Source organism: Methyloversatilis discipulorum, assembly GCF_000527135.1.
Lineage (GTDB): Bacteria > Pseudomonadota > Gammaproteobacteria > Burkholderiales > Rhodocyclaceae > Methyloversatilis > Methyloversatilis discipulorum.
Genome location: NZ_AZUP01000001.1, coordinates 2,138,218 through 2,160,258, shown reverse-complemented (window position 1 = coordinate 2,160,258; position 22,041 = coordinate 2,138,218). Strand labels below are relative to the sequence as shown.

The window sequence follows — 22,041 nt, the reverse complement described above, 5'->3', positions numbered from 1 at the left end:
CATGGTCACTCCCGAAAGCATCCAGGCTTCCATCACCGCCGGCATCGAGTGCCAGCACTGTCAGGTCGCTGGTGACGGCCAGCATTTCGAGGCCATCATCGTGTCGACGGCCTTCGAAGGCCTGCGCAGCGTGCGCCGCCACCAGCTGGTCTATGCCGCGCTGGGCGACCGCATGCGCGAGGAAATCCATGCGCTGTCGATGAAGACGCTGACGCCGGACGAGTGGAAGGCCTGATCGCTCGATGGACAAGCTGTTGATCGAAGGCGGCCATCGTCTGCAAGGCGAGGCCGAAATGTCGGGCGCGAAGAACGCGGCGCTGCCCATCCTGTGTGCAGCGCTGCTGACGCGCGAACCGCTCACGCTGACCAATGTGCCGCAGCTGAACGACATCGGCACCATGCTCAAGCTGCTGGCGCAGATGGGCGTGGCGGTGCAGCGCGACGGTTCGACCGTCACGCTGGACGCGTCCGGTCTGAACAACCCGGTGGCGCCCTACGAGATGGTGAAAACCATGCGCGCCTCCATCCTCGTGCTCGGCCCGCTGGTCGCCCGCTGCGGCGAGGCGCGCGTGTCGCTGCCTGGCGGCTGCGCGATCGGCGCGCGCCCGGTCGATCAGCACATCAAGGGTCTGCAGGCGATGGGCGCCGAGGTGGCGGTCGAGCACGGCTATGTCGTCGCGCGCACGTCGCGGCTCAAGGGCGCGCGCCTGTTCACCGACATGGTGACGGTGACCGGCACCGAAAACCTGATGATGGCCGGTGCGCTCGCAGACGGCGAGACGGTGATCGAGAACGCCGCGCGCGAGCCGGAGGTGGTCGATCTGGCCAACTGCCTGGTCGCGATGGGTGCGCGCATTTCCGGCGCCGGTACCGACGTGATCCGTATCCAGGGCGTCGAGCGCCTGCATGGTGCGACCCATCGCATCATGCCGGACCGCATCGAGACCGGTACCTATCTGTGTGCCGCCGCCGCCGCTGGCGGCGAAATCCGCCTGACCGGCACCTCGGCCGGCTATCTGGACGCAGTGATCGACAAGCTGATGGATGCCGGCTGCGACATTCGCACCGAGAAGTCGCCGTCCTTCGAAGCCATCGTGCTGAAGGCGCCGGACAAGCTGAAGGCGGTGTCCATCCGCACCGCGCCTTACCCGGCCTTCCCGACCGACATGCAGGCGCAGTTCATGGCGATCAACACCGTGGCCGAAGGCACGGCCATCATCCGTGAGACGATTTTCGAGAACCGTTTCATGCACGCGGTCGAACTGGCTCGTCTGGGCGCCGACATCCGCATCGACGGCAATACGGCGGTAGTGCAGGGCGTGGCGCAGCTCGACGGCGCGACCGTGATGGCGACCGACCTGCGCGCCTCGGCCGGCCTCATCATCGCCGGCCTGGTGGCGCGCGGTGAAACGCTGATCGAGCGCATCTATCATCTGGACCGCGGCTACGAGCGCATCGAGCAGAAGCTCAGCGCGCTCGGCGCCACCGTCCGCCGCGTGTCCTGACGACACGCCATCCATACGAGGCACACCGTGCAAGGCATCACCCTGGCGCTGTCCAAAGGGCGCATCTTCGAAGAAACGCTGCCACTGCTGGCCGCGGCCGGCATCGTACCGACCGACGACCCGGAGTCGTCGCGCAAGCTCATCATCGGCACCAACCGGCCGGACGTGCGCCTGGTCATCGTGCGCGCCTCCGACACGCCGACCTATGTGCAGTACGGCGCCGCCGATCTCGGCATCGCCGGCAAGGACGTGCTGCTGGAACACGGCGGCGCCGGCCTCTACCAGCCCATCGACCTGAACATCGCGCGTTGCCGCCTCAGCGTGGCCGTGCCGGCGGGTTTCGATTACGAACAGGCAGTGCGCCGCGGTGCGCGGCTCAAGGTGGCGACCAAGTATGTGCACACCGCGCGCGAACATTTCGCCGCCAAGGGCGTCCACGTCGACCTGATCAAGCTGTATGGATCGATGGAACTGGCGCCGCTGGTGGGGCTGGCCGACGCCATCGTCGATCTGGTCAGCAGCGGCGGCACTCTGCGTGCGAACAATCTGGTCGAGGTCGAACACATCATGGACATCAGCTCGCGTCTGGTCATCAATCAGGCGGCGCTCAAGGTGAAGCACGATCTGCTCACCCCCATCCTGGAGGCGATTCAGGGGGCGGTGCAGGCATGAGCGTGACGAAGATCAGCCGGTTCGACTCCGGCGCCCCCGATTTTCTCGATCGGCTGGATACGCTTCTGGCCTTCGAAAGTTCGACCGACGACGCGATCGAAACGGCGGTCGCCGGCATCCTGCGCGACGTGCGGGGGCGCGGCGACGAGGCGGTCATCGAGTACACGCGCCGTTTCGACCGCATGGACTGCGCGTCCATGGTCGAGCTGGAGTTGCCGCGCAGCGAGCTTGACGCCGCCTACGCCGGACTGAGCGATACGCAGCGCGCCGCGCTGGCCGAAGCGGCCGACCGCGTGCGGCTCTATCACGAGCGCCAGAAACAGGATTCCTGGGAATACGCCGAAGCCGACGGCACTCGCCTCGGCCAGAAAGTGACGCCGCTGGACCGCGTCGGCCTCTACGTGCCGGGCGGGCGGGCGTCCTATCCCAGTTCGGTGCTGATGAACGCCATTCCGGCCAAGGTCGCGGGCGTCAAGGAACTGATCATGGTGGTGCCGACGCCGGGCGGAGAACGCAATCCGCTGGTGCTGGCTGCTGCAGCGATCACCGGCGTTGATCGCGTGTTCACGATAGGCGGTGCGCAGGCGGTGGCGGCGCTCGCCTACGGCACGCAGACCATTCCCCAGGTGGACAAGATCGTCGGCCCGGGCAACGCCTATGTCGCCAGCGCCAAGCGGCGCGTGTTCGGCACGGTCGGCATCGACATGGTGGCCGGGCCGTCCGAGGTGCTCATCATTTCCGACGGCCACGGCAATCCGGACTGGGTGGCGATGGATCTTTTCGCCCAGGCCGAGCACGACGAATTGGCGCAGTCCATCCTGCTGTGCACCGACGCCGCCTTCCTCGACCGCGTGCACGCGTCGATCGACCGTCTGCTGGCGGAAATGCCGCGCCGCGACACCATCGCCATCTCGCTTGCCAACCGTGGCGCGCTGATCAAGGTGCGCGACCTGGCCGAGGCCTGCGACCTGGCCAACCGCATCGCGCCCGAACACCTGGAAATCTGCACCGAAGATCCGCGAGCGCTGGTCGATAGCATCCGCCACGCCGGCGCCATGTTCCTCGGTCATTACTCGGTGGAGGCGCTGGGCGACTACTGCGCCGGCCCGAACCACGTGCTGCCGACCATGCGCAGCGCGCGCTTCTCCAGTCCGCTGGGCGTGTACGATTTCCAGAAGCGAACCTCCATCCTCGATATTTCAGCCGAGGGCGCGCAGAAGCTGGGCCGCATCGCATCGGTGCTGGCTCATGGCGAAGGCCTGCAGGCACACGCCCGCTCGGCTGAGATGCGCCTGAAGGACTGACTTCCACGCGGCCACGACCCGGCGTACAGTGGCGCCCGGGTCGTGCGCCCGACCTGACCGGTCATGCGCACGTCGTTGCAGCAGTGAACCGATCAGGGAGCAGCCATGCAGCAGTCCGAACACCCCGAAGCGCCACAAGCCGTCGGGGATGCGCAGGATCTACCTTTCCCGGTGGTGCGTGAAGTCGGGCTGTTCGCCTGTTTCGACTGGCTTGGCCGGGCGTTTCAGGACATGCGTGCGAGTCCCGGCGGCAGCCTGTTCTATGGCGCCTGTTTCGCCTTCATGGGGCTGGTGCTGACCACGGTGTTCCGCCACGCCTATCACCTGACTTCGGCGCTTGTCTGCGGCTTCCTGCTGCTCGGACCCTTCCTGTCGCTGGGCCTGTACGACCTGTCCCGCCAGCGCGAGGCAGGGCAGCCGCCGGTGCTGGCGCACTCGCTGACCGCCGGCGGCCACAATGCCGGCGCGATCGGCGTATTCGCCGTCATTCTCATCATCATCTTCCTGGTGTGGGCGCGCGCCTCGCTGGTGGTGTTCGCGCTGTTCTACACGACGCAGATGCCGTCGGTGGATCACTTCCTCGAACAGGTGCTGACGCTGCAGAACGTCGAATTCCTGATGGCTTACGCGGTGGTCGGCTTCATCTTCGCGTCGCTGGTGTTCGGCGCCAGCGTGGTCGCCATTCCGCTGATGCTGGACCGCCGACAGGACGCAGTGACCTCCATCCTCGCCAGCCTGTTCGCGCTCGGCCACAACCCGGGGCCGATGCTGGTGTGGGCCGCGCTCATCGTGATCTTCGCGGTGATCGGCTTCCTGACCTTCTTTCTTGGCCTGATCGTGCTGATGCCGCTGGTAGGGCATGCCACCTGGCACGCCTACCGGGCGCTGATCGAACCTCTCCAGCGCCCGGAAGCCCTTGCCTAGCGCCGACGGAACAGGCCCAGCACGCCGAGCCCCGCCATCATCATCAGGGCGGTCGACGCTTCCGGCACGGCGGAGACTGCGAACGGCGTCGTGTCGGGCACGGCATCGGCGTGAACGCCGTCTGTAAACGCGGTCCAGTTGGCGACGTCATTCACCGTGTTGCGGTAGGCCGCGAAATCGGCGGCGCCGCTGCGTGAGCCGGTGTAGCTGGCGTAATCGGTGCTGGCGGGCAGTGCGATCGCGTTCACCCCGGCAGTAAGTCCGGCCGCGCCCAGGGCCGTTGCGGCGGCCGCTGCACCTTCCGACGATACGGCGGCAAGAAAGGTGGTCGGGGCCGAACTGCCGCTGCCAACATAGGCGTAGAGCGTGTCGGCCGTGCTGCTGAGCGCGGCATTGCCGGTGCCGCTCAGGCTGCCGGCGGATGCGGCGCGACCTGCCTGATCGATGTCGCTGAAACGGATGACAGTGCCGGCCGTGATGATGCCGGCGCCGGTCTGCCAGGTATGGAAGCCTTCGGCACTGGTGAAGGCGGCGCCGTCCCAGTTGCTGTCGGTGAAGTAGATCGTGCTGTTGGCCGCCAGATCGGTCAGCGCGACGATGGCCCAGCCGTCCTCGTCCGCGTTGAAAGCGGTAAACGCGATATCGCCCGCTCCGAGCGCGTGGGCGCCCTGTGCCGACAGGCACAGCGACGCGATGCACAGCATTCTTGCTGAAAACATGAACACCTCCTCCTGAATGAACGCGGCCGTTCCGGATGGAACGGCCTGCCGGGGGTGGTGTGTCTCCAGCGGCTGCGAGACCGCTCAGGCGATGTAATGGTTGATGTGTGTGCGCCCACCCGACGTCAATCTATGACATCGGCACCAAATATGCAAAAAGAATATTCAGCGGAAAGTCAGGCCGGTCCAGCCTTGCTTGCGCAGGCACTCGTACAGTCCGCGGGTGACGGTGCCGGCGGTGGTGTCTGGCGCGTGGGCCTCGCCCAGCGTGGACAGACACTGCGTCTGGTCGGCGATCAGCTCGTTCGCCCCGGCGCCCATCTTCGACCACATCGCGATGCGCAGTCGGGCCAGCGGGTCCTTCGGCGCGGCGACTGCCGGCGCGATGGTGGTGGTGGTCCGGGGTGCAGGCTTCGCCGGGGCGGCCGCTGGCGCTGGCGCATCGGCCGGAGTCGCCGGCTGCGCCTCGGCGGCGGCGTCGCTTTCTTCGACCGACACCAGCGTGATCTGCGACAGTTCCTCGGTCGAGCGCGTCCACCAGCCTTTCGTCTCCATGCACTGGATGAAGGCGGTCCGCTCCGTGGTGGTGCCCATGCAGGCGCGTTCGTCGCGCCGATAGTCGGCGCCGCCTGCTCCCTGTTTGAAGGACACGCTGGTGCAGCCGGCGAGCAGGCCGAGCGTCAGTGCGGAAAGGAAAAGCGGGCGGGTAAGGCGCATGGCTGAACGGGTGAGGGACGAAGACCTCTCACGTTCAGCAAGAAGCGCTCCAGCGCGTCAGACGATGTCCTGCAGGGCCTCGACCAGCGCGTCGCACTGCGCATTGGTGCCCACCGTGATGCGCAGGAACTGGTCGATGCGCGGCGCCTTGAAGTGACGGACCAGGATGCGCCGTTCGCGCAGCTGGGCCGACAGCGCAGCCGCGTCGTGTCGCGGGTGACGTGCGAACAGGAAGTTGGCGGCCGACGGCAGCACTTCGAAGCCGAGTGTGGTCAGCTCTTCAGCCAGCCGCTCGCGGCTGGCGATGACGCGGCGGCGGGTCTGGTCGAACCACTCGCGGTCCTGCACCGCTGCAGTGGCGCCGGCCAGCGCCAGGCGGTCGAGCGGGTAGGAATTGAAGCTGTCCTTCACCCGCGTCAGGCCTTCGATCAGCGCCGGCTGACCGATCGCGAAGCCGACGCGCAGGCCGGCCAGCGAACGCGATTTCGACAGTGTCTGCGTCACCAGCAGATTGGGGTGCTTGGCCACCAGCGCGACTGCCGACTCGCCGCCGAAGTCGATATAGGCCTCATCGATCACGATGGGGCTGTCCGGCAGCGCCGACGCGAGCCGTTCGATGTCGGACAGCGGCAGCAGACGGCCAGTCGGTGCGTTGGGGTTTGGAAAGATGACGGCGCCGGGGCGGGCTTCGATGTAGTCTTCGACACGGATCGCGAACTGGGCGTCCAGCGGCACGCACTGATAGTCGATGCCGTACAGCCTGCAATAGACCGGATAGAAGCTGTAGGTGATGTCCGGGAACAGCAGTGGCCGGTCGTGCTTGAGCAGGCCGATGAAGGTGTGCGCCAGCACTTCGTCCGAGCTGTTGCCGACAAATACCTGGTCGCTGCCCACGCCGAAGTGCGCCGCGATTGCCTCGCGCAGCATCAGTCCGGTCGGTTCCGGGTAGAGCTTGAGCCGGTCGCCGTCCACGTCCAGTTCGGCCTGCATGGCCGCGACGGCGCGCGGGCTGGGCGGATAGGGGTTCTCGTTGGTGTTGAGCTTGATCAGCCCGTCGATCTTCGGTTGTTCGCCCGGCGTGTAGGGCGAGAGGGTGTGGACGACGGGGCTCCAGAACTGGCTCATGATGGCGCGGGCGATGGTGTGACGGTTCAATGTGACTGTTACATGGCGGGGCGTGTTGCGCTGCACGCAGGCTGGCGTGGCCCGTTGCAAGTCGATGTTATCATCCGGCCATCCCTGTTCCGGCGTGCAGCCGGGACGAATCACCGAAGCGACCATCTTCATGCGGCAAGCCGAAATCACGCGCAACACCCTGGAAACCCAGATCACGGTGCGCATCAATCTCGACGGAACCGGCCAGGGCAAGCTGGACACCGGCGTGCCCTTCTTCGATCACATGCTGGACCAGATCGTTCGCCACGGTCTGATCGACCTCGAAATCATCGCCAAGGGTGACCTGCACATCGACGCCCACCACACGGTGGAAGATGTCGGCATCACGCTGGGCCAGGCCTTCGCGAAGGCGGTTGGCGACAAGAAGGGCCTGCGTCGCTACGGCCATGCCTACGTTCCGCTGGACGAGGCGCTGTCGCGTGTCGTGGTTGACCTGTCCGGCCGCCCGGGGCTGGAGTACAACATCGACTTCACCCGCGCCCGCATCGGCGATTTTGATGTCGACCTGACACGCGAATTCTTCCAGGGCTTCGTCAATCACGCGCTGGTGACGCTGCACATCGACAATCTGCGCGGCATCAACGCGCACCACCAGTGCGAAACCGTATTCAAGGCCTTTGCCCGCGCGCTGCGCGCCGCCAGCGAGCGCGACGAGCGCGCGGCGGGCCAGATGCCGTCGACCAAGGGTTCGCTCTGAGCCCGCCGGGATTCCAGCGCTTCTCCCTTTTTTGATCAAGCCGCACTCATGACTCGCGTTGCCATCATCGATTACGGCATGGGCAATCTGCGTTCGGTCGCCAAGGCGATCGAGCACGTCGCACCCGAAGCTGAGGTTATCGTAAGCAGCGACGCGCGCGTCGTCGCCGGCGCCGACCGCGTCGTATTCCCGGGGCAGGGCGCCATGCCCGACTGCATGCGCGAACTCGACGCGCGCGACCTGCGCGGCGCAGTGCTCGACGCCGCCGCGAACAAGCCTTTCCTGGGCATCTGCATCGGGCTGCAGATGCTGTTCCAGCACAGCCAGGAAGGCGACGTGCCCGGCCTCGGCGTGCTCGCGGGTGACGTGAAGCGCTTCGTCGACCCGCGTGATCCGGTGTCCGGTGCCCGGCTGAAGGTGCCGCACATGGGCTGGAACGGCGTGAAACAGACGCGACCGCACCCGATGTGGGGCGGCATCGCCGATGACGAACGCTTCTATTTCGTGCACAGCTACTTCGTGCAGCCGGTCGATGCCGCGCTGACCGCGGGCGAAACCTCCTACGGCGCAGCCTTTACCAGTGCGATAGCGCGCGATAATATTTTTGCGGTGCAATTTCACCCGGAAAAGAGCGCGCACGCCGGTCTGCGCCTGCTGGCCAACTTCATCGGCTGGATGCCCTGATACCTGGTGCCCGACGATGCCGTCGGGGACTTCTCCCTTCCACTCTCCCTGACACGACACGACTCGCGCCATGCTGCTCATTCCCGCCATCGACCTCAAGGACGGCCACTGCGTACGCCTGAAGCAAGGTGATATGGATGTGGTGACCGTATTTTCGGAAGACCCGGCTGCTATGGCCCGCCATTGGCTCGATGCCGGCGCGCGCCGCCTGCATCTGGTGGACCTCAACGGTGCCGTCGCCGGCAAGCCGAAGAACGAATCGGCGATCAAGGCCATCGTCAAGGAGCTGGGCGACGAAATCCCGATCCAGCTCGGCGGCGGCATCCGCGATCTCGACACCATCGAGCGCTACCTCGACGACGGCATCAGCTACGTCATCATCGGTACCGCGGCGGTCAAGAGTCCGGGCTTCGTCCATGACGCCTGCGGCGCCTTCCCCGGCCACATCATCGTCGGCCTCGACGCCAAGGATGGCAAGGTGGCGGTGGACGGCTGGTCCAAGATGACCGGCCACGACGTGATCGATCTGGCGAAGAAATTCGAGGATCAGGGCGTCGAAGCCATTGTCTATACCGACATCGGTCGCGATGGCATGCTCAGCGGCGTGAACATCGACGCCACCGTGAAGCTGGCGCAGGCGCTGCGCATTCCGGTCATCGCGTCGGGCGGCGTCACCAATCTGGACGACATCCGCGGTCTCTGTGCGGTCGAGGACGAAGGCGTGATCGGTGCGATCACCGGTCGAGCCATTTACGAAGGCACGCTGGATTTTGCGGCGGCCCAGGCGGAAGCCGACCGTCTCAACGGCGCAAGCTGAACTTCACATCGCGCAAGGCGCGGAAACGACATGCTAGCCAAGCGCATCATTCCCTGTCTGGACGTCAACGCCGGCCGCGTGGTCAAGGGCATCAATTTCGTGTCGCTGAAGGACGCCGGTGATCCGGTCGAGATTGCCCGTCGCTACGACGAGCAGGGCGCCGACGAGCTGACCTTTCTCGACATCACGGCCAGTTCGGACGCGCGCGACATCATCCTGCACGTGGTCGAACAGGTGGCCGAACAGGTGTTCATCCCGCTGACCGTCGGTGGCGGCGTGCGCGCGGTCGAGGACGTGCGTCGCCTGCTCAATGCCGGCGCCGACAAGGTGAGCATGAACACCGCCGCGATCAAGGATCCCGAACTGGTGGCGCGTGCTTCCGGCAAGGTCGGCTCGCAGTGCATCGTCGTCGCCATCGACGCCAAGCGCGTTGACGATCGCGATGGCCAGCCGCGCTGGGAAGTGTTCACGCACGGCGGCCGCAACCCGACCGGACTCGACGCGGTCGAGTGGGCGCAGAAGGTCGAAGCGCTCGGTGCCGGCGAAATCCTGCTTACCAGCATGGACCGCGACGGCACCAAGAACGGCTTCGACCTCGCGCTGACCCGTGCCGTGTCGGACGCGGTGCGCATTCCGGTCATCGCCTCAGGCGGCGTCGGCAATCTCGACCATTTGGTTGACGGCGTGGTCGAGGGCGGCGCCGACGCCGTACTGGCGGCCAGCATCTTCCACTTCGGCCAGCACACGGTGCGCGAGGCCAAGGAACGGATGCGAGAGCGCGGCATCGAGGTGCGTCTGTGATGAGCGCACCAGCCTGGATCGACGCCATCGACTGGGACGACAAAGGTCTGCTGCCGGTCATCGTGCAGGAGGCATCGACCGGCGACGTGCTCATGTTCGCCTGGATGAACCGTGACGCGCTGGTCCGCACGGCAGAACTGCGCGAGGCGGTGTTCTGGTCACGCTCGCGCGGCAAGCTGTGGCACAAGGGTGAGGAATCCGGTCACACGCAGAAGGTGCTCGACATCCGCCTCGACTGCGACCGCGACGTGCTGCTGCTGAAGGTCGAACAGACCGGCGGCATCGCCTGCCACACCGGCCGCCACAGCTGCTTCTTCCACTCGCTGACCGATGGCCACTGGGACGAGGTCGACCCGGTCATCAAGAACCCGGACGAGATATACAAATGATCGACATCGAAGTGCTGCGCCGCGTTGCGCAGACCATCGCCGAGCGCAAGAGCGCCGAGCCCGGTTCGTCCTATGTGTCCTCGCTGTTCCACAAGGGCACCGACGCGATCTGCAAGAAGGTGGCCGAAGAAGCGGCAGAGACCATCATGGCGTCCAAGGATGGCGACGTCGGCCACGTCGTGCGCGAGGTGACCGACCTGTGGTTCCACTCCATGGTGCTGCTGGCCCATCACGGCCTGACGGTGGACGACGTGCTGCATGAATTCCGCCGCCGTGAGGGCATTTCGGGCATCGACGAGAAGCGCTCGCGCACGAACGGCTGATCATGCTCGCAATACGGTAATACACGTATTTGAAACTCCCGACCTCACGGACAGACTGACACCATGCACGACCCCAACTGCATCTTCTGCAAGATCATCGAAGGCAAGATCCCGTCGCGCAAGCTGTACGAGGACGACCTGATCTACGCCTTTCACGACATCAACCCGCAGGCGCCGGTGCATTTCCTGATCATCCCGAAGATGCACGTCGCAACGCTGTACGACGCCAACGGAGCGCACGAGGCCGTACTCGGCCGCATGCTTTCCAAGGCGGGTGAACTGGCCCGTATGGCAGGTGCCGAGGACGGTTTCCGCACCATCATCAACTGCGGAAAGGTGGGTCGGCAGGAGGTGTATCATCTTCACATGCATGTTCTGGGCGGCGACCATCCCCTGCCGCCCATGATCGTTTCCGAGAGGTAATCCCATGGGTTCATTCAGCATCTGGCACTGGCTCGTCGTGCTCGTCATCGTGCTTCTGGTATTCGGCACCAAGAAGCTGCGCAACATCGGCTCCGATCTCGGCGGCGCGGTCAAGGGCTTCAAGGAAGGCATGAAGGGCGCCGAAGGCAGCGCTCCGGCCGACCAGCCGACCCAGAGCGTCGGTCACACGATAGACGTGAAGGCGGAAGAGAAGGTCAAGTCCTGATCGCGGCGGCCACCGGCCGCTCCTTCATTCACCGGGCGGGCTGTCGGCCCGCCCGGCTCATTTCCACGTCCCCATGTTCGACATCGGTTTCTCCGAATTTTTCATCATCGGCATCGTGGCGCTCATCGTGCTCGGTCCCGAGCGCCTGCCGCGCGTTGCCCGTACGGCCGGCCATCTGCTGGGCCGGCTGCAGCGCTACGTCAGTGACGTGAAGGCGGATATTTCGAAGGAAATGCAGCTCGAGGAATTGCGCAAGCTGCAATCCCAGGTCGAACAGCAGGTGCGCGAAGTGGAGCGTCAGGCCAACGAGGCGACCGGTTCGGTCGCCAAGGAGGTCGATGGCCTGAGCGACCAGATGCGCGCCGCGATGGCCGAACAGGAAAAGTACGCGGCGATCGAGCAGGCCGAGACGGCCGCGCAGACCGCCGAGCCGGCGCCGGCAGCCGTGCCCGCGCCTGAGCCCGTGTCCGGCCAGCTCTCCCTCGATATTCCGCCGCCGGAAGCCAAACCGGTGTCGTCCGACAAGACATGAGCGAGCAGACCGAAAGTTTCATCTCCCATCTGGTCGAACTGCGTGACCGGCTGTTGCGTGCGGTGGCGGCCATCGTCATCGTGTTCATCTGCCTGATGCCCTGGGCCGGCGACATCTATGACCTGCTGGCGCGCCCGCTGATGATCGCGCTGCCGGAAGGCACGAAAATGATTGCCACCGGCGTCGTCACGCCCTTCTTCGTGCCGGTCAAGGTGACCATGATGGTCGCCTTCCTGATCGCCCTGCCGGTGGTGCTCTACCAGGCGTGGGCCTTCGTGGCACCGGGCCTGTATGCGCACGAGAAGCGGCTCGGGTTGCCGCTGATCGTCGCCAGCACGCTGCTCTTCCTGGCGGGCATGGCCTTCTGCTACTTCTTCGTGTTCAAGACGGTGTTCCACTTCATTTCGGAGTTCGCCCCGAAGAGCATCACGCCGGCGCCGGACATCGAGCAGTACCTCAGCTTCGTGCTGACCATGTTCACCGCCTTCGGCGTCACCTTCGAGGTGCCGGTGGTGGTGATCGTGCTGGTGCGTTTCGGCATCGTCAGCATTGAAAAGCTGAGGGAGGCGCGTCCTTACGTGATCGTCGGCGCTTTCGTGGTGGCCGCTGTCGTCACGCCGCCGGACGTGGTGTCGCAGCTGATGCTGGCCATTCCGCTGTGCGTGCTGTACGAACTCGGAATCGTGGTGGCGCGTTTCACCGGCCGATCGCCGGCCCGCGACGACGAGCGGGACGCGGCGGCCTGATCTTCCGCCTGACCCTTACTCGCGGTTCTTCGCGGCGACGCCGTTGATCGGCCGCTTGCCGACGTTTACGACGACGTCGCGCTCGCCGCCGCTGCGATAGACCTTCAGCGTCGCCTGCTGGCCGGGCACCAGCGCGGCGATCAGCTGCAGCATGCCACTGGCGTCCTTCACCTTCTTGCCGTCGACCTCGAGCAGCACGTCACCCGGCCGCACACCGCCGCGGTCGGCCGGGCTGCCGCGCATCACACCGGCGATCAGTGCGCCGCCGCTCATCGGGTACTTGAAGCTTTCGGCCAGTTCCGGCGTCAGCTCCTGCACTTCGACGCCGACCCAGCCGCGGGTGACCGAGCCACTGGCGACGATCTGTTCCATCACGCTGCGTGCGGTGCTGACAGGAATCGCGAAGCCGATGCCGAGCGAACCGCCGCTGCGTGAGTAGATGGCGGTGTTGATGCCGACCAGATTGCCGTTGGCGTCGATCAGTGCGCCGCCGGAGTTGCCGGGGTTGATGGCGGCATCGGTCTGGATGAAGTTCTCGAAGGTGTTGATGCCCAGTTGCGAGCGGCCGAGCGCGGACACGATGCCCATGGTGACGGTCTGGCCGACGTCAAAAGGATTGCCGATGGCCAGTACGACGTCGCCGATGCGCAGTGCGTCGTTGTCACCGAAACTGGCTGCAGGCAGCTTGGTCGGCGCCTTGACGCGCAGGACGGCGAGGTCGGATTCGGGGTCGCTGCCGATCAGCGTCGCCGGGTACTTGCCGCCGTCGTTCAGCGATACCTCGATCTCGTCGGCCGCCTCGACCACGTGGTTATTGGTCAGCACCACGCCATCCTCGCTGACGATGACGCCGGAACCCAGCCCCATCTGGCGCTGCGGCTGGCTGCCCAGGCGGTCGCCGAAGAAGTGACGGAACACCGGATCGTTCATCAGCGGGTGCTGCGGTGTGCGCACCGCCTTGGTGGTGAAAATGTGCACCACCGAGGGCAGGGCTTTCTGCGCGGCATCGGCGTAGCTCACGACTTTCGCGGCTTCGATGCGCGTCGTGACCGGGGGCAGTTCGGGCAGCAGCGTGCTGATCGAGGGTGCCGTCGGCGTACCGTTCGGTACCGTTGTCGAACGGCTCGGCAGCCATTCCGGTTTCAGCGTCGCGACGACGAAGAGCACGGCCAGGGCGGCAGTGACCGATTGAGCAAAGACCAGCCACAGACGCTGCATAATTCGGCAACCAGAAACGGGGGAAGAATGGACAGGACGCAGCTGCAACGACATCTGGATGACCTGCTGGATGCCGCGCGCTTCAAGGATTATTGCCCAAACGGCCTGCAAGTGGAAGGCACGCAGGAGGTCGCCCAGGTGGTGTGTGGTGTCACCGCCAGCCTGGCGCTGATCGACGCCGCCATCGAACGTGGTGCGCAGGCCATCGTCGTGCATCACGGGTGGTTCTGGCGTGGCGAGGACGGCCGTATCACCGGCATGCGGCGCGCACGTATCGCCCGCTTGCTGGCGTATGACATCAATCTGTTCGCTTACCACCTGCCGCTGGACGCGCACCCCGAACTGGGCAACAACGCCCAGCTCGGCCGCGTGCTGGGCCTGACGCCGACCGCCGTCGCCGGCGAGCAGGGGCTGCTGTGGATAGGCGAACCGGCCGCGCCGGCAAGTGCCGGTGAGCTGGCTGAACGTTTCGGCGCCGCGCTGGGTCGCACGCCGCTGCTGGTTGGTGACGCCCAGCGCACGGTGCGGCGGGTCGCCTGGTGCACGGGCGGCGCGCAGGGCATGTTCGAACAGGCGATCGACGCCGGGGCCGACCTCTATCTGTCCGGCGAGATTTCGGAACAGACGACGCATACGGCGCGCGAATCGGGTGTGCCCTACATCGCCGCCGGTCATCATGCGACCGAGCGCTACGGCGTGCGGGCGCTGGGCGAACATCTGGCGCGGAACTGCGGACTCCAGGTCGAGTTCGTCGATATCGACAACCCGGCGTGACTGCGCCCTAGAGCAGCGCGAGGCGGGATGCGCTGGTGTTGGTGACCGGCGGATTCGCGATCAGCCACTCCAGCATGCTCTTCAGCAGCAGGATGTCGTCGATCACGCCGAGCGGGAAGCCGACACGGGTACCGGCGCGGTTGTCGCGCAGCAGTTCGGTCAGGTAGTCCAGACAGTCCTGGTTCGGCCAGGTGGCGTTGACGCGCGCCATGATGTGCGCGAACTGCTCGACCGATTCCGAGGTGATCGGGCCGTTGAAGTGTTCCCAGTCGGGCACTTTCACGTTGAAGGCGCGGTTCAGTTTGGGCGCCAGATCGTCGTACTCGCCGCGCCGTCCGCTCTTGTGATAGAGGTCGAGCAGCTTGAGCCACGGGATCAGCGATTCCTTCGGGTAGTCGCGCAGGAACTCGGACAAGGTCTGCGCCGCGCCCTCGGCGCGACCGAAGGACATCATGATTTCGGCCAGTTCGAGCACGTGTTCGTGCGACGGCGGTGCTTCCTCGTTGGCCGGCGGGGCACTCTGGTCGATGCTCAGCGTGCTGCTCGGCGGAATGCCGGTATTGCTGCTGACCAGACGCGGCCCACTCGTCACCGCGACGGCGCTGTCGCCGGCGCCTGCGCTGCTGGCCGAGCCGACGAAGGTATCGAACTCGAGGTCCAGACGCGCGGGTTTGCGATCTTCGGTCGCCGCTTCGGGGGCCAGTTCGAAATCGACGCTCGACCCATCGACCACCGAAAGTGGATCCTGCTCGGCGACTTGCGGCGTCGCTTCAACATCGCTCGCCCGGGCCTGGATCCGCATGTCCTCCATGTGGTCGGCCGGCGCTTCGCCCGGGAAGTAACCGATGGACGACACCACTGCCTGCGCCATCGCCGGTGTGGTGCGCTGCTCGGGCGGCGTGTCATCGGCGCGAGCCGGGCGTGACCAGCTCGGTGCGGGAATGTCGGCGAAAACCGGTGGCGCGTCGGCGTCGCCCTGGGAGTATTCGGTGTCGGCCGCGCGCTGGTCGCGCCGGCGCGGCGGCGCGGTGTTGGCGAGACTGGCTTCGATCTCCCGTTGGCGGCGGGCGCTGGCTTCGGCGACGGCCTGGGCGCGGCGGCGCCACAGCCAGCCACCACCGAGCACGGCGCCGGCGGCGAGCAGGCCCAGACCGGCGACCATCCAGTTCATGCCGGGTGCAACAGGTTCTGCATCGGCCGGGGTGTCCGGCGGCAGCTTGGTGATCACCTTGACCGGCTCGTTGGTCAGGCCGGGCGGCGGGGGCGGCGTTTCGGCTACCTCCTCCTCGACGTCGACAGGCTGTTCCACGACCGGGGCCGCGCTGTCGACGGGCGTTTCGGCCGTCACGGGCGGTGGGGGGGGCGTTTCGGCGAGCGGTGCCGCTGGCGCACGGGCGATGTCCAGCGCGCCGCTGCTGCGGTCGAGCTGCTTCTGCAGCGCTTCCAGCCGCGCCTCCAGCTGTTTCACCTTGTCGGCGATCGCAAGATGAGTGGCGATCTGCTCGTCCAGTGCGGCGAGCAGCTTCTGTTCCGTGCGCAGCGCTTCGCGCTGGGCTTCGCTGGCCTCCGGCCGCGCTGCCATGCCGCCCGACATCTTCAGACCGTTGCCTGAATCCAGACCGGGGGCGACGAAGAGGCGATCACCGGCCGGCTGTGTCGCTTCGGTACGGCGCGGTTTGCGCGCGGCACGCGGCTTGGCCGGCGCCGGCTCGACCTCGCCCGCCGTCGCCTGCGCTGCGTCGGTGGCGGGCACAGCGACCGGCCGGGCGCGCTCACGCGGTACAGGTGCTTCGGCCGGCGGACTGTCCGGTGCCGCGGTGATCGGCTGCATCAGCACGGTGTACTCGCGGACCACTTCGTGGCCGCAGCCGATGCGGACGCCGACCATCAGGATGGGCTCGTTGACCGGCGTGCCGCTGCTGATGAAAACGGTGCGCCCCTGCGTACGGATGCGTCCGGCGGTGAGCCAGGGCAGGTCGTCGGCGCCCGCCGAAGCCGGCACGTCGATCGAAAAACAGCTGCTTGCAGGCACGTCGTCACCACTGCCTAGCAATGAAATTTCCGCACGGAATGGCTCACCGATCGCCGACCGTGCCTTGATCGGCCCGAGTCCCAGCGCCAGTGCGTGCGGCGCGTGCAGACCGACGGCCAGCAGCGCGGCCGCGAGCAGCGTCGGGCGCAGCCGCGACCGTGTGAGTTCGAACGCAGTGCCTGGCGTATGCAATTGAGGAAACTCCGTGCCGGAATGCAGGTGGCGATCCGTGATCATGTGTGTTTTTCGGCAGCCCGAGGGGAAACTTTACTTTAGTGGCGCGTGCTTTCGTGAGCCGCACCAGACAAGGCGATGCGGGAACAGGCAAAATTGTGTGTCGCGACAATTCCGCTGGAGCCCGCATGTTCCCGATGCTGTTCGAACTTTCTCTGCCCACCTTGCCGATCCGCGATTCCGAGATGCGTTTCCCGGTGCGACGCATCTACTGTGTCGGTCGCAACTACGCCGACCACGCGCGCGAGATGGGCCATGACCCGACCCAGGAGCAGCCCTTCTTTTTCTCCAAACCGGCCGACGCGCTGGTCTGCGCGCCGGCCTCGGTGCCCTATCCGTCGGTGACGTCGGACCTGCAGCACGAGGTCGAACTGGTGGTCGCGCTGCATGCCGGCGGCCGCAATCTCGACGCGACGCAGGCGCGCGCCGCCATATATGGGTATGGCGTCGGCCTCGACCTGACGCGCCGCGACCTGCAGCGCGCGGCGCGTGACAAGGGGCAACCGTGGGACATGGGCAAGGGTTTCGACTTCAGCGCGCCGGTGTCCGAACTGGTGCCGGCCAGCGTCTGCGGGCATCCGCGCAGCGGGGCGATCGAACTGTCGGTGAATGGGCAGGTACGTCAGCGGGGCGATCTGTCCGACATGATCCTCGACGTCGAAACGCTGATCGAGCGCCTGTCGCGCCTGGTTGAACTGCGCGCTGGCGATCTGTTGTTCACCGGCACGCCGGCTGGCGTGTCGGCGCTTCTGCCCGGCGATCATGTCAGCGCCGCGATTGCCGGTGTCGGCGGACTGCGGATCGATATCACCCCCGCGCTGAGCTGAATTGTTTCGCTGCAGTGCAGCGTTGCTCTGTATAATTATGGATTACGTGGTCCGGCCCGCACGCCGGAATGCGGGTATCGACCGCCAACCGGCGTCGCGATGCGCAACAAGACTCGTGAGGGCTACAACCCGAAGCGGGCGTTTCACCATCCTGTGCAGACAACAAGGCGAGGAATACGCATGAAGATCCATGAGTATCAGGCGAAGGAGGTATTGCGCCGTTTCGGTGTGGTCACGCCGCGCGGAGTACCGGTTTTCGAGGTTGACCAGGCTGTGGCCGCAGCGGAATCGCTGGGCGGCAAGGTCTGGGTGGTCAAGGCGCAGATCCACGCCGGTGGCCGAGGCAAGGGCGGCGGCGTCAAGGTGGCCAAGTCGCTCGACGAGGTGCGCGAATTCGCGAAGCAGATCATGGGCATGCAGCTGGTCACGCACCAGACCGGCCCGGAAGGCCAGAAGGTCCGTCGCCTGCTGATCGAGGAAGGCGCCGACATCAAGAAGGAATACTACGTCGCCGCGCTGACCGATCGCGCGACGCAGAAGGTGGCGATGATGGCCTCGTCGGAAGGCGGCATGGACATCGAGGAAGTCGCCCACAACACCCCGGAAAAGATCATCAAGGTGTTCATCGACCCGCTGGTCGGCATGACCGACGCGCAGGGCAAGGAGCTGGCCGACGGCATCGGCGTTCCCGCCGCGTCGCAGGCGCAGGCGATCGACACCTTCAAGAAGCTGTACACCTGCTACATGGAAACCGATGCCTCGCTGGCGGAAATCAATCCGCTGATTCTCGAAGGCAACGGCAACATCAAGGCGCTGGACGCCAAGTTCAATTTCGATTCGAACGCGCTCTACCGTCACGAAGACATCGTGGCCTTCCGTGACCTCGACGAAGAGGACGCGGCAGAGATCGAGGCGTCGAAGTTCGACCTGAGCTATGTGTCGCTGGACGGCAACATCGGCTGCCTGGTGAATGGTGCCGGTCTGGCCATGGCCACCATGGACGTGATCAAGCTGTACGGCGCCGAGCCGGCCAACTTCCTCGACGTGGGCGGCGGTGCCACCACCGAGAAGGTGACCGAGGCGTTCAAGATCATGCTGCGCAACCCGAACGTGCGCGGCATCCTGGTGAATATCTTCGGCGGCATCATGCGCTGCGACACCATCGCGACCGGCGTCGTCGCTGCGGCGCGCGAAGTGCACCTGACGGTGCCGCTGGTGGTGCGCATGAAGGGCACCAACGAAGAACTGGGCAAGCAGATTCTGGCGGACTCGGGTCTGCCCATCATTTCGGCCGACAGCATGGCGGATGCGGCACAGAAGATCGTTGCCGCCGTGGCCGGACACTGAGGGGAGAACCAGATATGTCGATTCTGATCAACAAGGACACCAAGGTCATCACCCAGGGCATCACCGGGAAGACGGGCCAGTTCCACACCCGCATGTGCCGCGACTACGCCAATGGCGCGAACTGTTTCGTCGCCGGCGTGAATCCGAAGAAGGCCGGCGAGGACTTCGAAGGCATCCCCATCCACGCCACCGTGGCTGAAGCGAAGGCCGCCACCGGCGCCACCGTTTCGGTCATCTACGTGCCGCCTCCGGGCGCGGCCGCGGCGATCTGGGAAGCGGTCGAAGCCGACCTCGACCTGGTCATCTGCATCACCGAAGGCATTCCGGTGCGTGACATGCTGATGGTGCGCAACAAGATGAAGGCCAAGGAAGCGGCCGGCGGCAAGAAGACATTGCTGCTGGGTCCGAACTGCCCGGGCCTGATCACGCCGGACGAAATCAAGATCGGCATCATGCCGGGCCACATCCACAAGAAGGGCCGCATCGGCGTGGTCAGCCGCTCCGGCACGCTGACCTACGAAGCGGTCGGCCAGCTGAGCGAGATCGGCCTCGGCCAGTCGAGCGCGGTCGGCATCGGCGGCGACCCGATCAACGGGCTCAAGCACATCGACGTGATGCGCATGTTCAACGACGATCCGGACACCGATGCGGTGATCATGATCGGCGAGATCGGTGGTCCGGATGAGGCGGAAGCGGCGCAGTGGTGCAAGGCGAACATGAAGAAGCCCATCGTCGGCTTCATCGCAGGCGTCACCGCGCCCCCGGGCAAGCGCATGGGCCACGCCGGTGCGCTGATCTCGGGCGGTGCCGACACCGCCGACGCCAAGCTCGCCATCATGGAAGAGTGCGGCTTCACCGTGACGCGCAATCCGTCGGAAATGGGCAAGCTGCTCAAGGGTCTGCTCTGATCCTGAAGCACTGAGTTGTTGTTGCAGTGCACAGGGCCATCGCGCAAGCGGTGGCCCTTTTCATTTGTGCCCGTCATGAAACTCTGTCGGTAGAATCCGCGCTTTCGCATTCCGGGCGCAACACGATGGATTTCTCTTCTCCCGAATTCTGGCTTGCCGTTGGCCAGATCATCATGATCGACATCCTGCTGGGCGGCGACAACGCGGTCGTGATCGCGCTCGCCTGCCGCAAGCTGCCGCCGGCGCAGCGCAAGCTGGGCATCATGTGGGGCACGGCCGGTGCGGTGTTCCTGCGCGTGATCCTCATCATGTTCGCGCTGACCCTGCTCAAGGTGCCCTACCTGAAACTGGTCGGCGCACTGCTGCTGCTTTGGATCGGTATCAAGCTGTTGATGCCGGAGGACGACGACGAGCACGCCAACATCAAGCCCAGCGACAAGCTGTGGGGCGCGGTGAAGACCGTCATCGTGGCTGATCTGGTGATGAGCGTGGACAACGTGATCGCGATTGCCGGCGCCGCCGAAGGCGCGGGCGGCGACCATCAGCTGCCGCTGGTCATTTTCGGCCTGCTGGTGTCCATCCCCATCATCGTCTGGGGCAGCCAGCTGGTGCTGGGACTGATGACGCGCTACCCCTTCATCGTCACGCTGGGCGCCATGCTGCTCGGCTGGATCGCCGGCACGATGGCGGTGACCGACCCGGCCATCCTGCCCTACGTGCCGCTTGACGCGGCCAGCACGGTCGACAAGCCGGAAGCGGCGGCCCTGGTGCGCTACGGCGCCGGCATCGTCGGAGCGCTGCTGGTGCTGGCGGTGGGCAAGATCATTGCCTCTCGCCAGAAGCCGGTCGATTTCCCGATCCAGTAAGGAATCGACATGGCGCTTTACCTCACCGAAGACGAGGTCCGGCAGGTGCTCTCCCTGCAGGACGCTCTTGTCGCGGTCGAGGATGCCCATCGCTGGCATGCCACCGGCGATGCCATCGACACGCCGCGCGCGCGCAGCCGCACGCCGAGTTCGGCGCTGCACATCCTGCACGGTGCGGTGCTGCCGCTCGGCGTGATGGGCTACAAGAGCTACACGACCAGCCGAGAGGGCGCGCGTTTCTGGGTGCATCTGTTCGATGTCGCCAACGGCCGGCCACTGGCCGTGCTGGAAGCCGACTACCTCGGCATGATGCGCACCGGCGCGACCGGCGGACTGGCCGCCCGCGTGCTGTCGCGTGAAGACGCGCGCGCGGCGGTCGTTTTCGGTGCCGGCTGGCAGGCACGCAGCCAGATCGAGGCGCTGTGCGCGGTGCGCAACATCGAACGCATTCAGGTGGTGGCGCGCAAGCGCGACAAGCTCGAAGCCTTCTGCGCGGAGCAGTCGCAGCGGCTCGGACGCGACATCGTGCCGGCCGACGATATCGAATCGGCCGTGCGAGCGGCTGACGTGGTGGTCACCATCACCACCGCGACCGATCCGCTGTTTGACGGCCGCTGGCTCGGCGAAGGCGTGCACGTCACCGCCGCCGGATCGAATGCGCTGATCCGCCGCGAAATCGATGAAGCCACGATACGTCGCGCCGCCGTGATCGCGGTCGATGCGCGCGCGACCGCCTTGCGTGAATCCGGCGACCTGCTGCCGGCGCTGGAAAAAGGTCGCCTGAACGAGTACGGCATGACAGAACTGGGCGAACTGCTGGTCGGCATGCGGCCAGGGCGACGCAGCGCAGCCGACATCACGCTGTTCGAATCCCAGGGCATGGCGATACAGGATCTGGTACTCGCCGCGCGCGTGGTCGACAAAGCCCGCGCCGCCGGTCTTGGACGCGATCTTCCCTATTGATTTGCGCGCCTGATTTCCGCGGCGCAGCGGATTCGGCACGGCAAGCGTGAAATTCCACCGCGTCGCGCCAACCGCCGTTTGACTGTGTTGAGGCTGAACTGCAAGAATATGTGACAGGCGTCTGTTTTTCCGCGTGAGTTCGCCGACGCGAGAGCGGATGGCATACACAACAAGCCGACAGGCACCGTCACCCGTCTCCGGGGGCGCGACAACTTTG

The 22,041-nt window shown here is 65.8% G+C and carries 26 protein-coding genes; 21 read left to right on the top strand and 5 right to left on the bottom strand.

Annotation, left to right across the window (positions count from 1 at the left end; genetic code table 11):
• Position 1 precedes the first annotated feature (1 nt).
• The 5 genes from METFAM1_RS0109965 (at position 2) to METFAM1_RS0109945 (ending at position 4,405) form a co-directional block, all read left to right on the top strand.
• Positions 2 to 235 carry a BolA family protein gene (locus METFAM1_RS0109965; protein WP_019919466.1) on the top strand — a complete coding sequence of 78 codons (234 nt, stop codon included), beginning with the start codon at positions 2 to 4 and terminating at the stop codon, positions 233 to 235.
• 7 nt (positions 236 to 242) lie between these two features.
• On the top strand, positions 243 to 1,505 hold the full coding sequence (gene murA, locus METFAM1_RS0109960) for a UDP-N-acetylglucosamine 1-carboxyvinyltransferase (protein ID WP_019919465.1): 1,263 nt from the start codon (positions 243 to 245) through the stop codon (positions 1,503 to 1,505).
• A gap of 27 nt (positions 1,506 to 1,532) precedes the next feature.
• Positions 1,533 to 2,177 (top strand): ATP phosphoribosyltransferase, encoded by a 645-nt coding sequence (gene hisG / locus METFAM1_RS0109955; protein ID WP_019919464.1) that lies wholly within the window; start codon positions 1,533 to 1,535, stop codon positions 2,175 to 2,177.
• Positions 2,174 to 3,481: a histidinol dehydrogenase gene (gene hisD, locus METFAM1_RS0109950; protein ID WP_019919463.1), complete on the top strand. Its 1,308-nt coding sequence runs from the start codon at positions 2,174 to 2,176 to the stop codon at positions 3,479 to 3,481. The genes hisG and hisD overlap by 4 nt, the downstream gene beginning before the upstream one ends.
• Before the next feature lie 105 nt (positions 3,482 to 3,586).
• The gene (locus METFAM1_RS0109945; RefSeq protein ID WP_024300622.1) at positions 3,587 to 4,405 is read left to right on the top strand and encodes a DUF2189 domain-containing protein; all 819 of its coding nucleotides are present in this window, start codon (positions 3,587 to 3,589) and stop codon (positions 4,403 to 4,405) included.
• On the opposite strand, the gene METFAM1_RS0109940 is transcribed toward METFAM1_RS0109945, so the two are convergent.
• The 3 genes from METFAM1_RS0109940 to hisC form a co-directional block, all read right to left on the bottom strand.
• The gene (locus tag METFAM1_RS0109940) at positions 4,402 to 5,124 is read right to left on the bottom strand and encodes a PEP-CTERM sorting domain-containing protein (protein ID WP_024300621.1); all 723 of its coding nucleotides are present in this window, start codon (positions 5,122 to 5,124) and stop codon (positions 4,402 to 4,404) included. The two genes, METFAM1_RS0109945 and METFAM1_RS0109940, sit on opposite strands and share 4 nt — an antisense overlap.
• 165 nt (positions 5,125 to 5,289) lie before the next feature.
• Entirely contained in the window at positions 5,290 to 5,841 is a 552-nt protein-coding gene (locus tag METFAM1_RS0109935) for a hypothetical protein (protein ID WP_019919460.1), read from the bottom strand.
• Between the two features lie 57 nt (positions 5,842 to 5,898).
• A complete protein-coding gene (hisC, locus tag METFAM1_RS0109930) occupies positions 5,899 to 6,966 on the bottom strand; it encodes a histidinol-phosphate transaminase (RefSeq protein ID WP_024300620.1) in 1,068 nt (355 codons plus the stop codon).
• A 160-nt stretch (positions 6,967 to 7,126) separates the two neighbouring features.
• Between hisC and hisB the strand changes: the two genes are divergently transcribed.
• From hisB to tatC, 10 genes are all read left to right on the top strand, one after another.
• A complete protein-coding gene (hisB, locus tag METFAM1_RS0109925; RefSeq protein ID WP_020163575.1) occupies positions 7,127 to 7,714 on the top strand; it encodes an imidazoleglycerol-phosphate dehydratase HisB in 588 nt (195 codons plus the stop codon).
• A gap of 48 nt (positions 7,715 to 7,762) precedes the next feature.
• Positions 7,763 to 8,398 carry an imidazole glycerol phosphate synthase subunit HisH gene (hisH, locus tag METFAM1_RS0109920; RefSeq protein WP_019919457.1) on the top strand — a complete coding sequence of 212 codons (636 nt, stop codon included), beginning with the start codon at positions 7,763 to 7,765 and terminating at the stop codon, positions 8,396 to 8,398.
• A gap of 70 nt (positions 8,399 to 8,468) precedes the next feature.
• Complete coding sequence (gene hisA / locus METFAM1_RS0109915; RefSeq protein WP_019919456.1) at positions 8,469 to 9,215, top strand: 1-(5-phosphoribosyl)-5-[(5-phosphoribosylamino)methylideneamino]imidazole-4-carboxamide isomerase; 747 nt, start codon at positions 8,469 to 8,471, stop codon at positions 9,213 to 9,215.
• A 30-nt stretch (positions 9,216 to 9,245) separates the two neighbouring features.
• Positions 9,246 to 10,016, top strand: a complete 771-nt coding sequence (gene hisF / locus METFAM1_RS0109910) for an imidazole glycerol phosphate synthase subunit HisF (protein ID WP_019919455.1) — start codon at positions 9,246 to 9,248, stop codon at positions 10,014 to 10,016.
• On the top strand, positions 10,016 to 10,405 hold the full coding sequence (gene hisI / locus METFAM1_RS0109905; protein ID WP_019919454.1) for a phosphoribosyl-AMP cyclohydrolase: 390 nt from the start codon (positions 10,016 to 10,018) through the stop codon (positions 10,403 to 10,405). Before hisF ends, hisI begins: the two co-directional genes overlap by 1 nt.
• Complete coding sequence (locus METFAM1_RS0109900) at positions 10,402 to 10,728, top strand: phosphoribosyl-ATP diphosphatase (RefSeq protein ID WP_019919453.1); 327 nt, start codon at positions 10,402 to 10,404, stop codon at positions 10,726 to 10,728. The genes hisI and METFAM1_RS0109900 overlap by 4 nt, the downstream gene beginning before the upstream one ends.
• A gap of 63 nt (positions 10,729 to 10,791) precedes the next feature.
• Positions 10,792 to 11,151, top strand: coding sequence for a histidine triad nucleotide-binding protein (locus METFAM1_RS0109895; RefSeq protein WP_019919452.1), 360 nt, complete (start codon positions 10,792 to 10,794; stop codon positions 11,149 to 11,151).
• Positions 11,152 to 11,155: 4 nt separating this feature from the next.
• On the top strand, positions 11,156 to 11,377 hold the full coding sequence (tatA, locus tag METFAM1_RS0109890; protein ID WP_019919451.1) for a Sec-independent protein translocase subunit TatA: 222 nt from the start codon (positions 11,156 to 11,158) through the stop codon (positions 11,375 to 11,377).
• Positions 11,378 to 11,450: 73 nt separating this feature from the next.
• On the top strand, positions 11,451 to 11,909 hold the full coding sequence (gene tatB, locus METFAM1_RS0109885; protein ID WP_019919450.1) for a Sec-independent protein translocase protein TatB: 459 nt from the start codon (positions 11,451 to 11,453) through the stop codon (positions 11,907 to 11,909).
• The gene (gene tatC / locus METFAM1_RS0109880) at positions 11,906 to 12,655 is read left to right on the top strand and encodes a twin-arginine translocase subunit TatC (protein ID WP_019919449.1); all 750 of its coding nucleotides are present in this window, start codon (positions 11,906 to 11,908) and stop codon (positions 12,653 to 12,655) included. Before tatB ends, tatC begins: the two co-directional genes overlap by 4 nt.
• Positions 12,656 to 12,670: 15 nt before the next feature.
• On the opposite strand, the gene METFAM1_RS0109875 is transcribed toward tatC, so the two are convergent.
• Positions 12,671 to 13,873, bottom strand: coding sequence for a Do family serine endopeptidase (locus METFAM1_RS0109875; RefSeq protein WP_019919448.1), 1,203 nt, complete (start codon positions 13,871 to 13,873; stop codon positions 12,671 to 12,673).
• Between the two features lie 27 nt (positions 13,874 to 13,900).
• Between METFAM1_RS0109875 and METFAM1_RS0109870 the strand changes: the two genes are divergently transcribed.
• Complete coding sequence (locus METFAM1_RS0109870; protein ID WP_019919447.1) at positions 13,901 to 14,647, top strand: Nif3-like dinuclear metal center hexameric protein; 747 nt, start codon at positions 13,901 to 13,903, stop codon at positions 14,645 to 14,647.
• Positions 14,648 to 14,654: 7 nt separating this feature from the next.
• Here METFAM1_RS0109870 and METFAM1_RS0109865 read toward each other — a convergent pair whose 3' ends face one another.
• Positions 14,655 to 16,916: a type IV pilus assembly protein FimV gene (locus METFAM1_RS0109865; RefSeq protein ID WP_232419719.1), complete on the bottom strand. Its 2,262-nt coding sequence runs from the start codon at positions 16,914 to 16,916 to the stop codon at positions 14,655 to 14,657.
• A gap of 125 nt (positions 16,917 to 17,041) precedes the next feature.
• Between METFAM1_RS0109865 and METFAM1_RS0109860 the strand changes: the two genes are divergently transcribed.
• The 5 genes from METFAM1_RS0109860 (at position 17,042) to METFAM1_RS0109840 (ending at position 21,824) form a co-directional block, all read left to right on the top strand.
• Complete coding sequence (locus tag METFAM1_RS0109860; RefSeq protein WP_019919446.1) at positions 17,042 to 17,740, top strand: fumarylacetoacetate hydrolase family protein; 699 nt, start codon at positions 17,042 to 17,044, stop codon at positions 17,738 to 17,740.
• Positions 17,741 to 17,920: 180 nt separating this feature from the next.
• Positions 17,921 to 19,087 carry an ADP-forming succinate--CoA ligase subunit beta gene (sucC, locus tag METFAM1_RS0109855; protein WP_019919445.1) on the top strand — a complete coding sequence of 389 codons (1,167 nt, stop codon included), beginning with the start codon at positions 17,921 to 17,923 and terminating at the stop codon, positions 19,085 to 19,087.
• Positions 19,088 to 19,101: 14 nt separating this feature from the next.
• Positions 19,102 to 19,995, top strand: a complete 894-nt coding sequence (sucD, locus tag METFAM1_RS0109850; RefSeq protein WP_019919444.1) for a succinate--CoA ligase subunit alpha — start codon at positions 19,102 to 19,104, stop codon at positions 19,993 to 19,995.
• Positions 19,996 to 20,120: 125 nt separating this feature from the next.
• Entirely contained in the window at positions 20,121 to 20,861 is a 741-nt protein-coding gene (locus tag METFAM1_RS0109845) for a TerC family protein (RefSeq protein WP_019919443.1), read from the top strand.
• 9 nt (positions 20,862 to 20,870) lie between these two features.
• Positions 20,871 to 21,824, top strand: a complete 954-nt coding sequence (locus METFAM1_RS0109840) for an ornithine cyclodeaminase family protein (protein ID WP_019919442.1) — start codon at positions 20,871 to 20,873, stop codon at positions 21,822 to 21,824.
• Positions 21,825 to 22,041 lie beyond the last annotated feature (217 nt).

What these genes read in the sequence shown, in the direction of transcription:
- sucC (WP_019919445.1), top strand. Translation starts at nt 17,921, where the DNA reads ATGAAGATCCATGAGTATCAGGCGAAGGAGGTATTGCGCCGTTTCGGT.
- METFAM1_RS0109875 (WP_019919448.1), bottom strand. Translation starts at nt 13,873, where the DNA reads ATGCAGCGTCTGTGGCTGGTCTTTGCTCAATCGGTCACTGCCGCCCTG.
- METFAM1_RS0109845 (WP_019919443.1), top strand. Translation starts at nt 20,121, where the DNA reads ATGGATTTCTCTTCTCCCGAATTCTGGCTTGCCGTTGGCCAGATCATC.
- METFAM1_RS0109940 (WP_024300621.1), bottom strand. Translation starts at nt 5,124, where the DNA reads ATGTTTTCAGCAAGAATGCTGTGCATCGCGTCGCTGTGCCTGTCGGCA.
- hisC (WP_024300620.1), bottom strand. Translation starts at nt 6,966, where the DNA reads ATGAGCCAGTTCTGGAGCCCCGTCGTCCACACCCTCTCGCCCTACACG.
- METFAM1_RS0109865 (WP_232419719.1), bottom strand. Translation starts at nt 16,916, where the DNA reads ATGATCACGGATCGCCACCTGCATTCCGGCACGGAGTTTCCTCAATTG.
- hisI (WP_019919454.1), top strand. Translation starts at nt 10,016, where the DNA reads ATGAGCGCACCAGCCTGGATCGACGCCATCGACTGGGACGACAAAGGT.
- METFAM1_RS0109860 (WP_019919446.1), top strand. Translation starts at nt 17,042, where the DNA reads ATGTTCCCGATGCTGTTCGAACTTTCTCTGCCCACCTTGCCGATCCGC.
- tatC (WP_019919449.1), top strand. Translation starts at nt 11,906, where the DNA reads ATGAGCGAGCAGACCGAAAGTTTCATCTCCCATCTGGTCGAACTGCGT.
- hisA (WP_019919456.1), top strand. Translation starts at nt 8,469, where the DNA reads ATGCTGCTCATTCCCGCCATCGACCTCAAGGACGGCCACTGCGTACGC.
- murA (WP_019919465.1), top strand. Translation starts at nt 243, where the DNA reads ATGGACAAGCTGTTGATCGAAGGCGGCCATCGTCTGCAAGGCGAGGCC.
- METFAM1_RS0109900 (WP_019919453.1), top strand. Translation starts at nt 10,402, where the DNA reads ATGATCGACATCGAAGTGCTGCGCCGCGTTGCGCAGACCATCGCCGAG.
- METFAM1_RS0109945 (WP_024300622.1), top strand. Translation starts at nt 3,587, where the DNA reads ATGCAGCAGTCCGAACACCCCGAAGCGCCACAAGCCGTCGGGGATGCG.
- sucD (WP_019919444.1), top strand. Translation starts at nt 19,102, where the DNA reads ATGTCGATTCTGATCAACAAGGACACCAAGGTCATCACCCAGGGCATC.
- METFAM1_RS0109935 (WP_019919460.1), bottom strand. Translation starts at nt 5,841, where the DNA reads ATGCGCCTTACCCGCCCGCTTTTCCTTTCCGCACTGACGCTCGGCCTG.
- METFAM1_RS0109965 (WP_019919466.1), top strand. Translation starts at nt 2, where the DNA reads ATGGTCACTCCCGAAAGCATCCAGGCTTCCATCACCGCCGGCATCGAG.
- tatB (WP_019919450.1), top strand. Translation starts at nt 11,451, where the DNA reads ATGTTCGACATCGGTTTCTCCGAATTTTTCATCATCGGCATCGTGGCG.
- hisH (WP_019919457.1), top strand. Translation starts at nt 7,763, where the DNA reads ATGACTCGCGTTGCCATCATCGATTACGGCATGGGCAATCTGCGTTCG.
- hisB (WP_020163575.1), top strand. Translation starts at nt 7,127, where the DNA reads ATGCGGCAAGCCGAAATCACGCGCAACACCCTGGAAACCCAGATCACG.
- METFAM1_RS0109840 (WP_019919442.1), top strand. Translation starts at nt 20,871, where the DNA reads ATGGCGCTTTACCTCACCGAAGACGAGGTCCGGCAGGTGCTCTCCCTG.
- tatA (WP_019919451.1), top strand. Translation starts at nt 11,156, where the DNA reads ATGGGTTCATTCAGCATCTGGCACTGGCTCGTCGTGCTCGTCATCGTG.
- hisF (WP_019919455.1), top strand. Translation starts at nt 9,246, where the DNA reads ATGCTAGCCAAGCGCATCATTCCCTGTCTGGACGTCAACGCCGGCCGC.
- METFAM1_RS0109870 (WP_019919447.1), top strand. Translation starts at nt 13,901, where the DNA reads ATGGACAGGACGCAGCTGCAACGACATCTGGATGACCTGCTGGATGCC.
- hisD (WP_019919463.1), top strand. Translation starts at nt 2,174, where the DNA reads ATGAGCGTGACGAAGATCAGCCGGTTCGACTCCGGCGCCCCCGATTTT.
- METFAM1_RS0109895 (WP_019919452.1), top strand. Translation starts at nt 10,792, where the DNA reads ATGCACGACCCCAACTGCATCTTCTGCAAGATCATCGAAGGCAAGATC.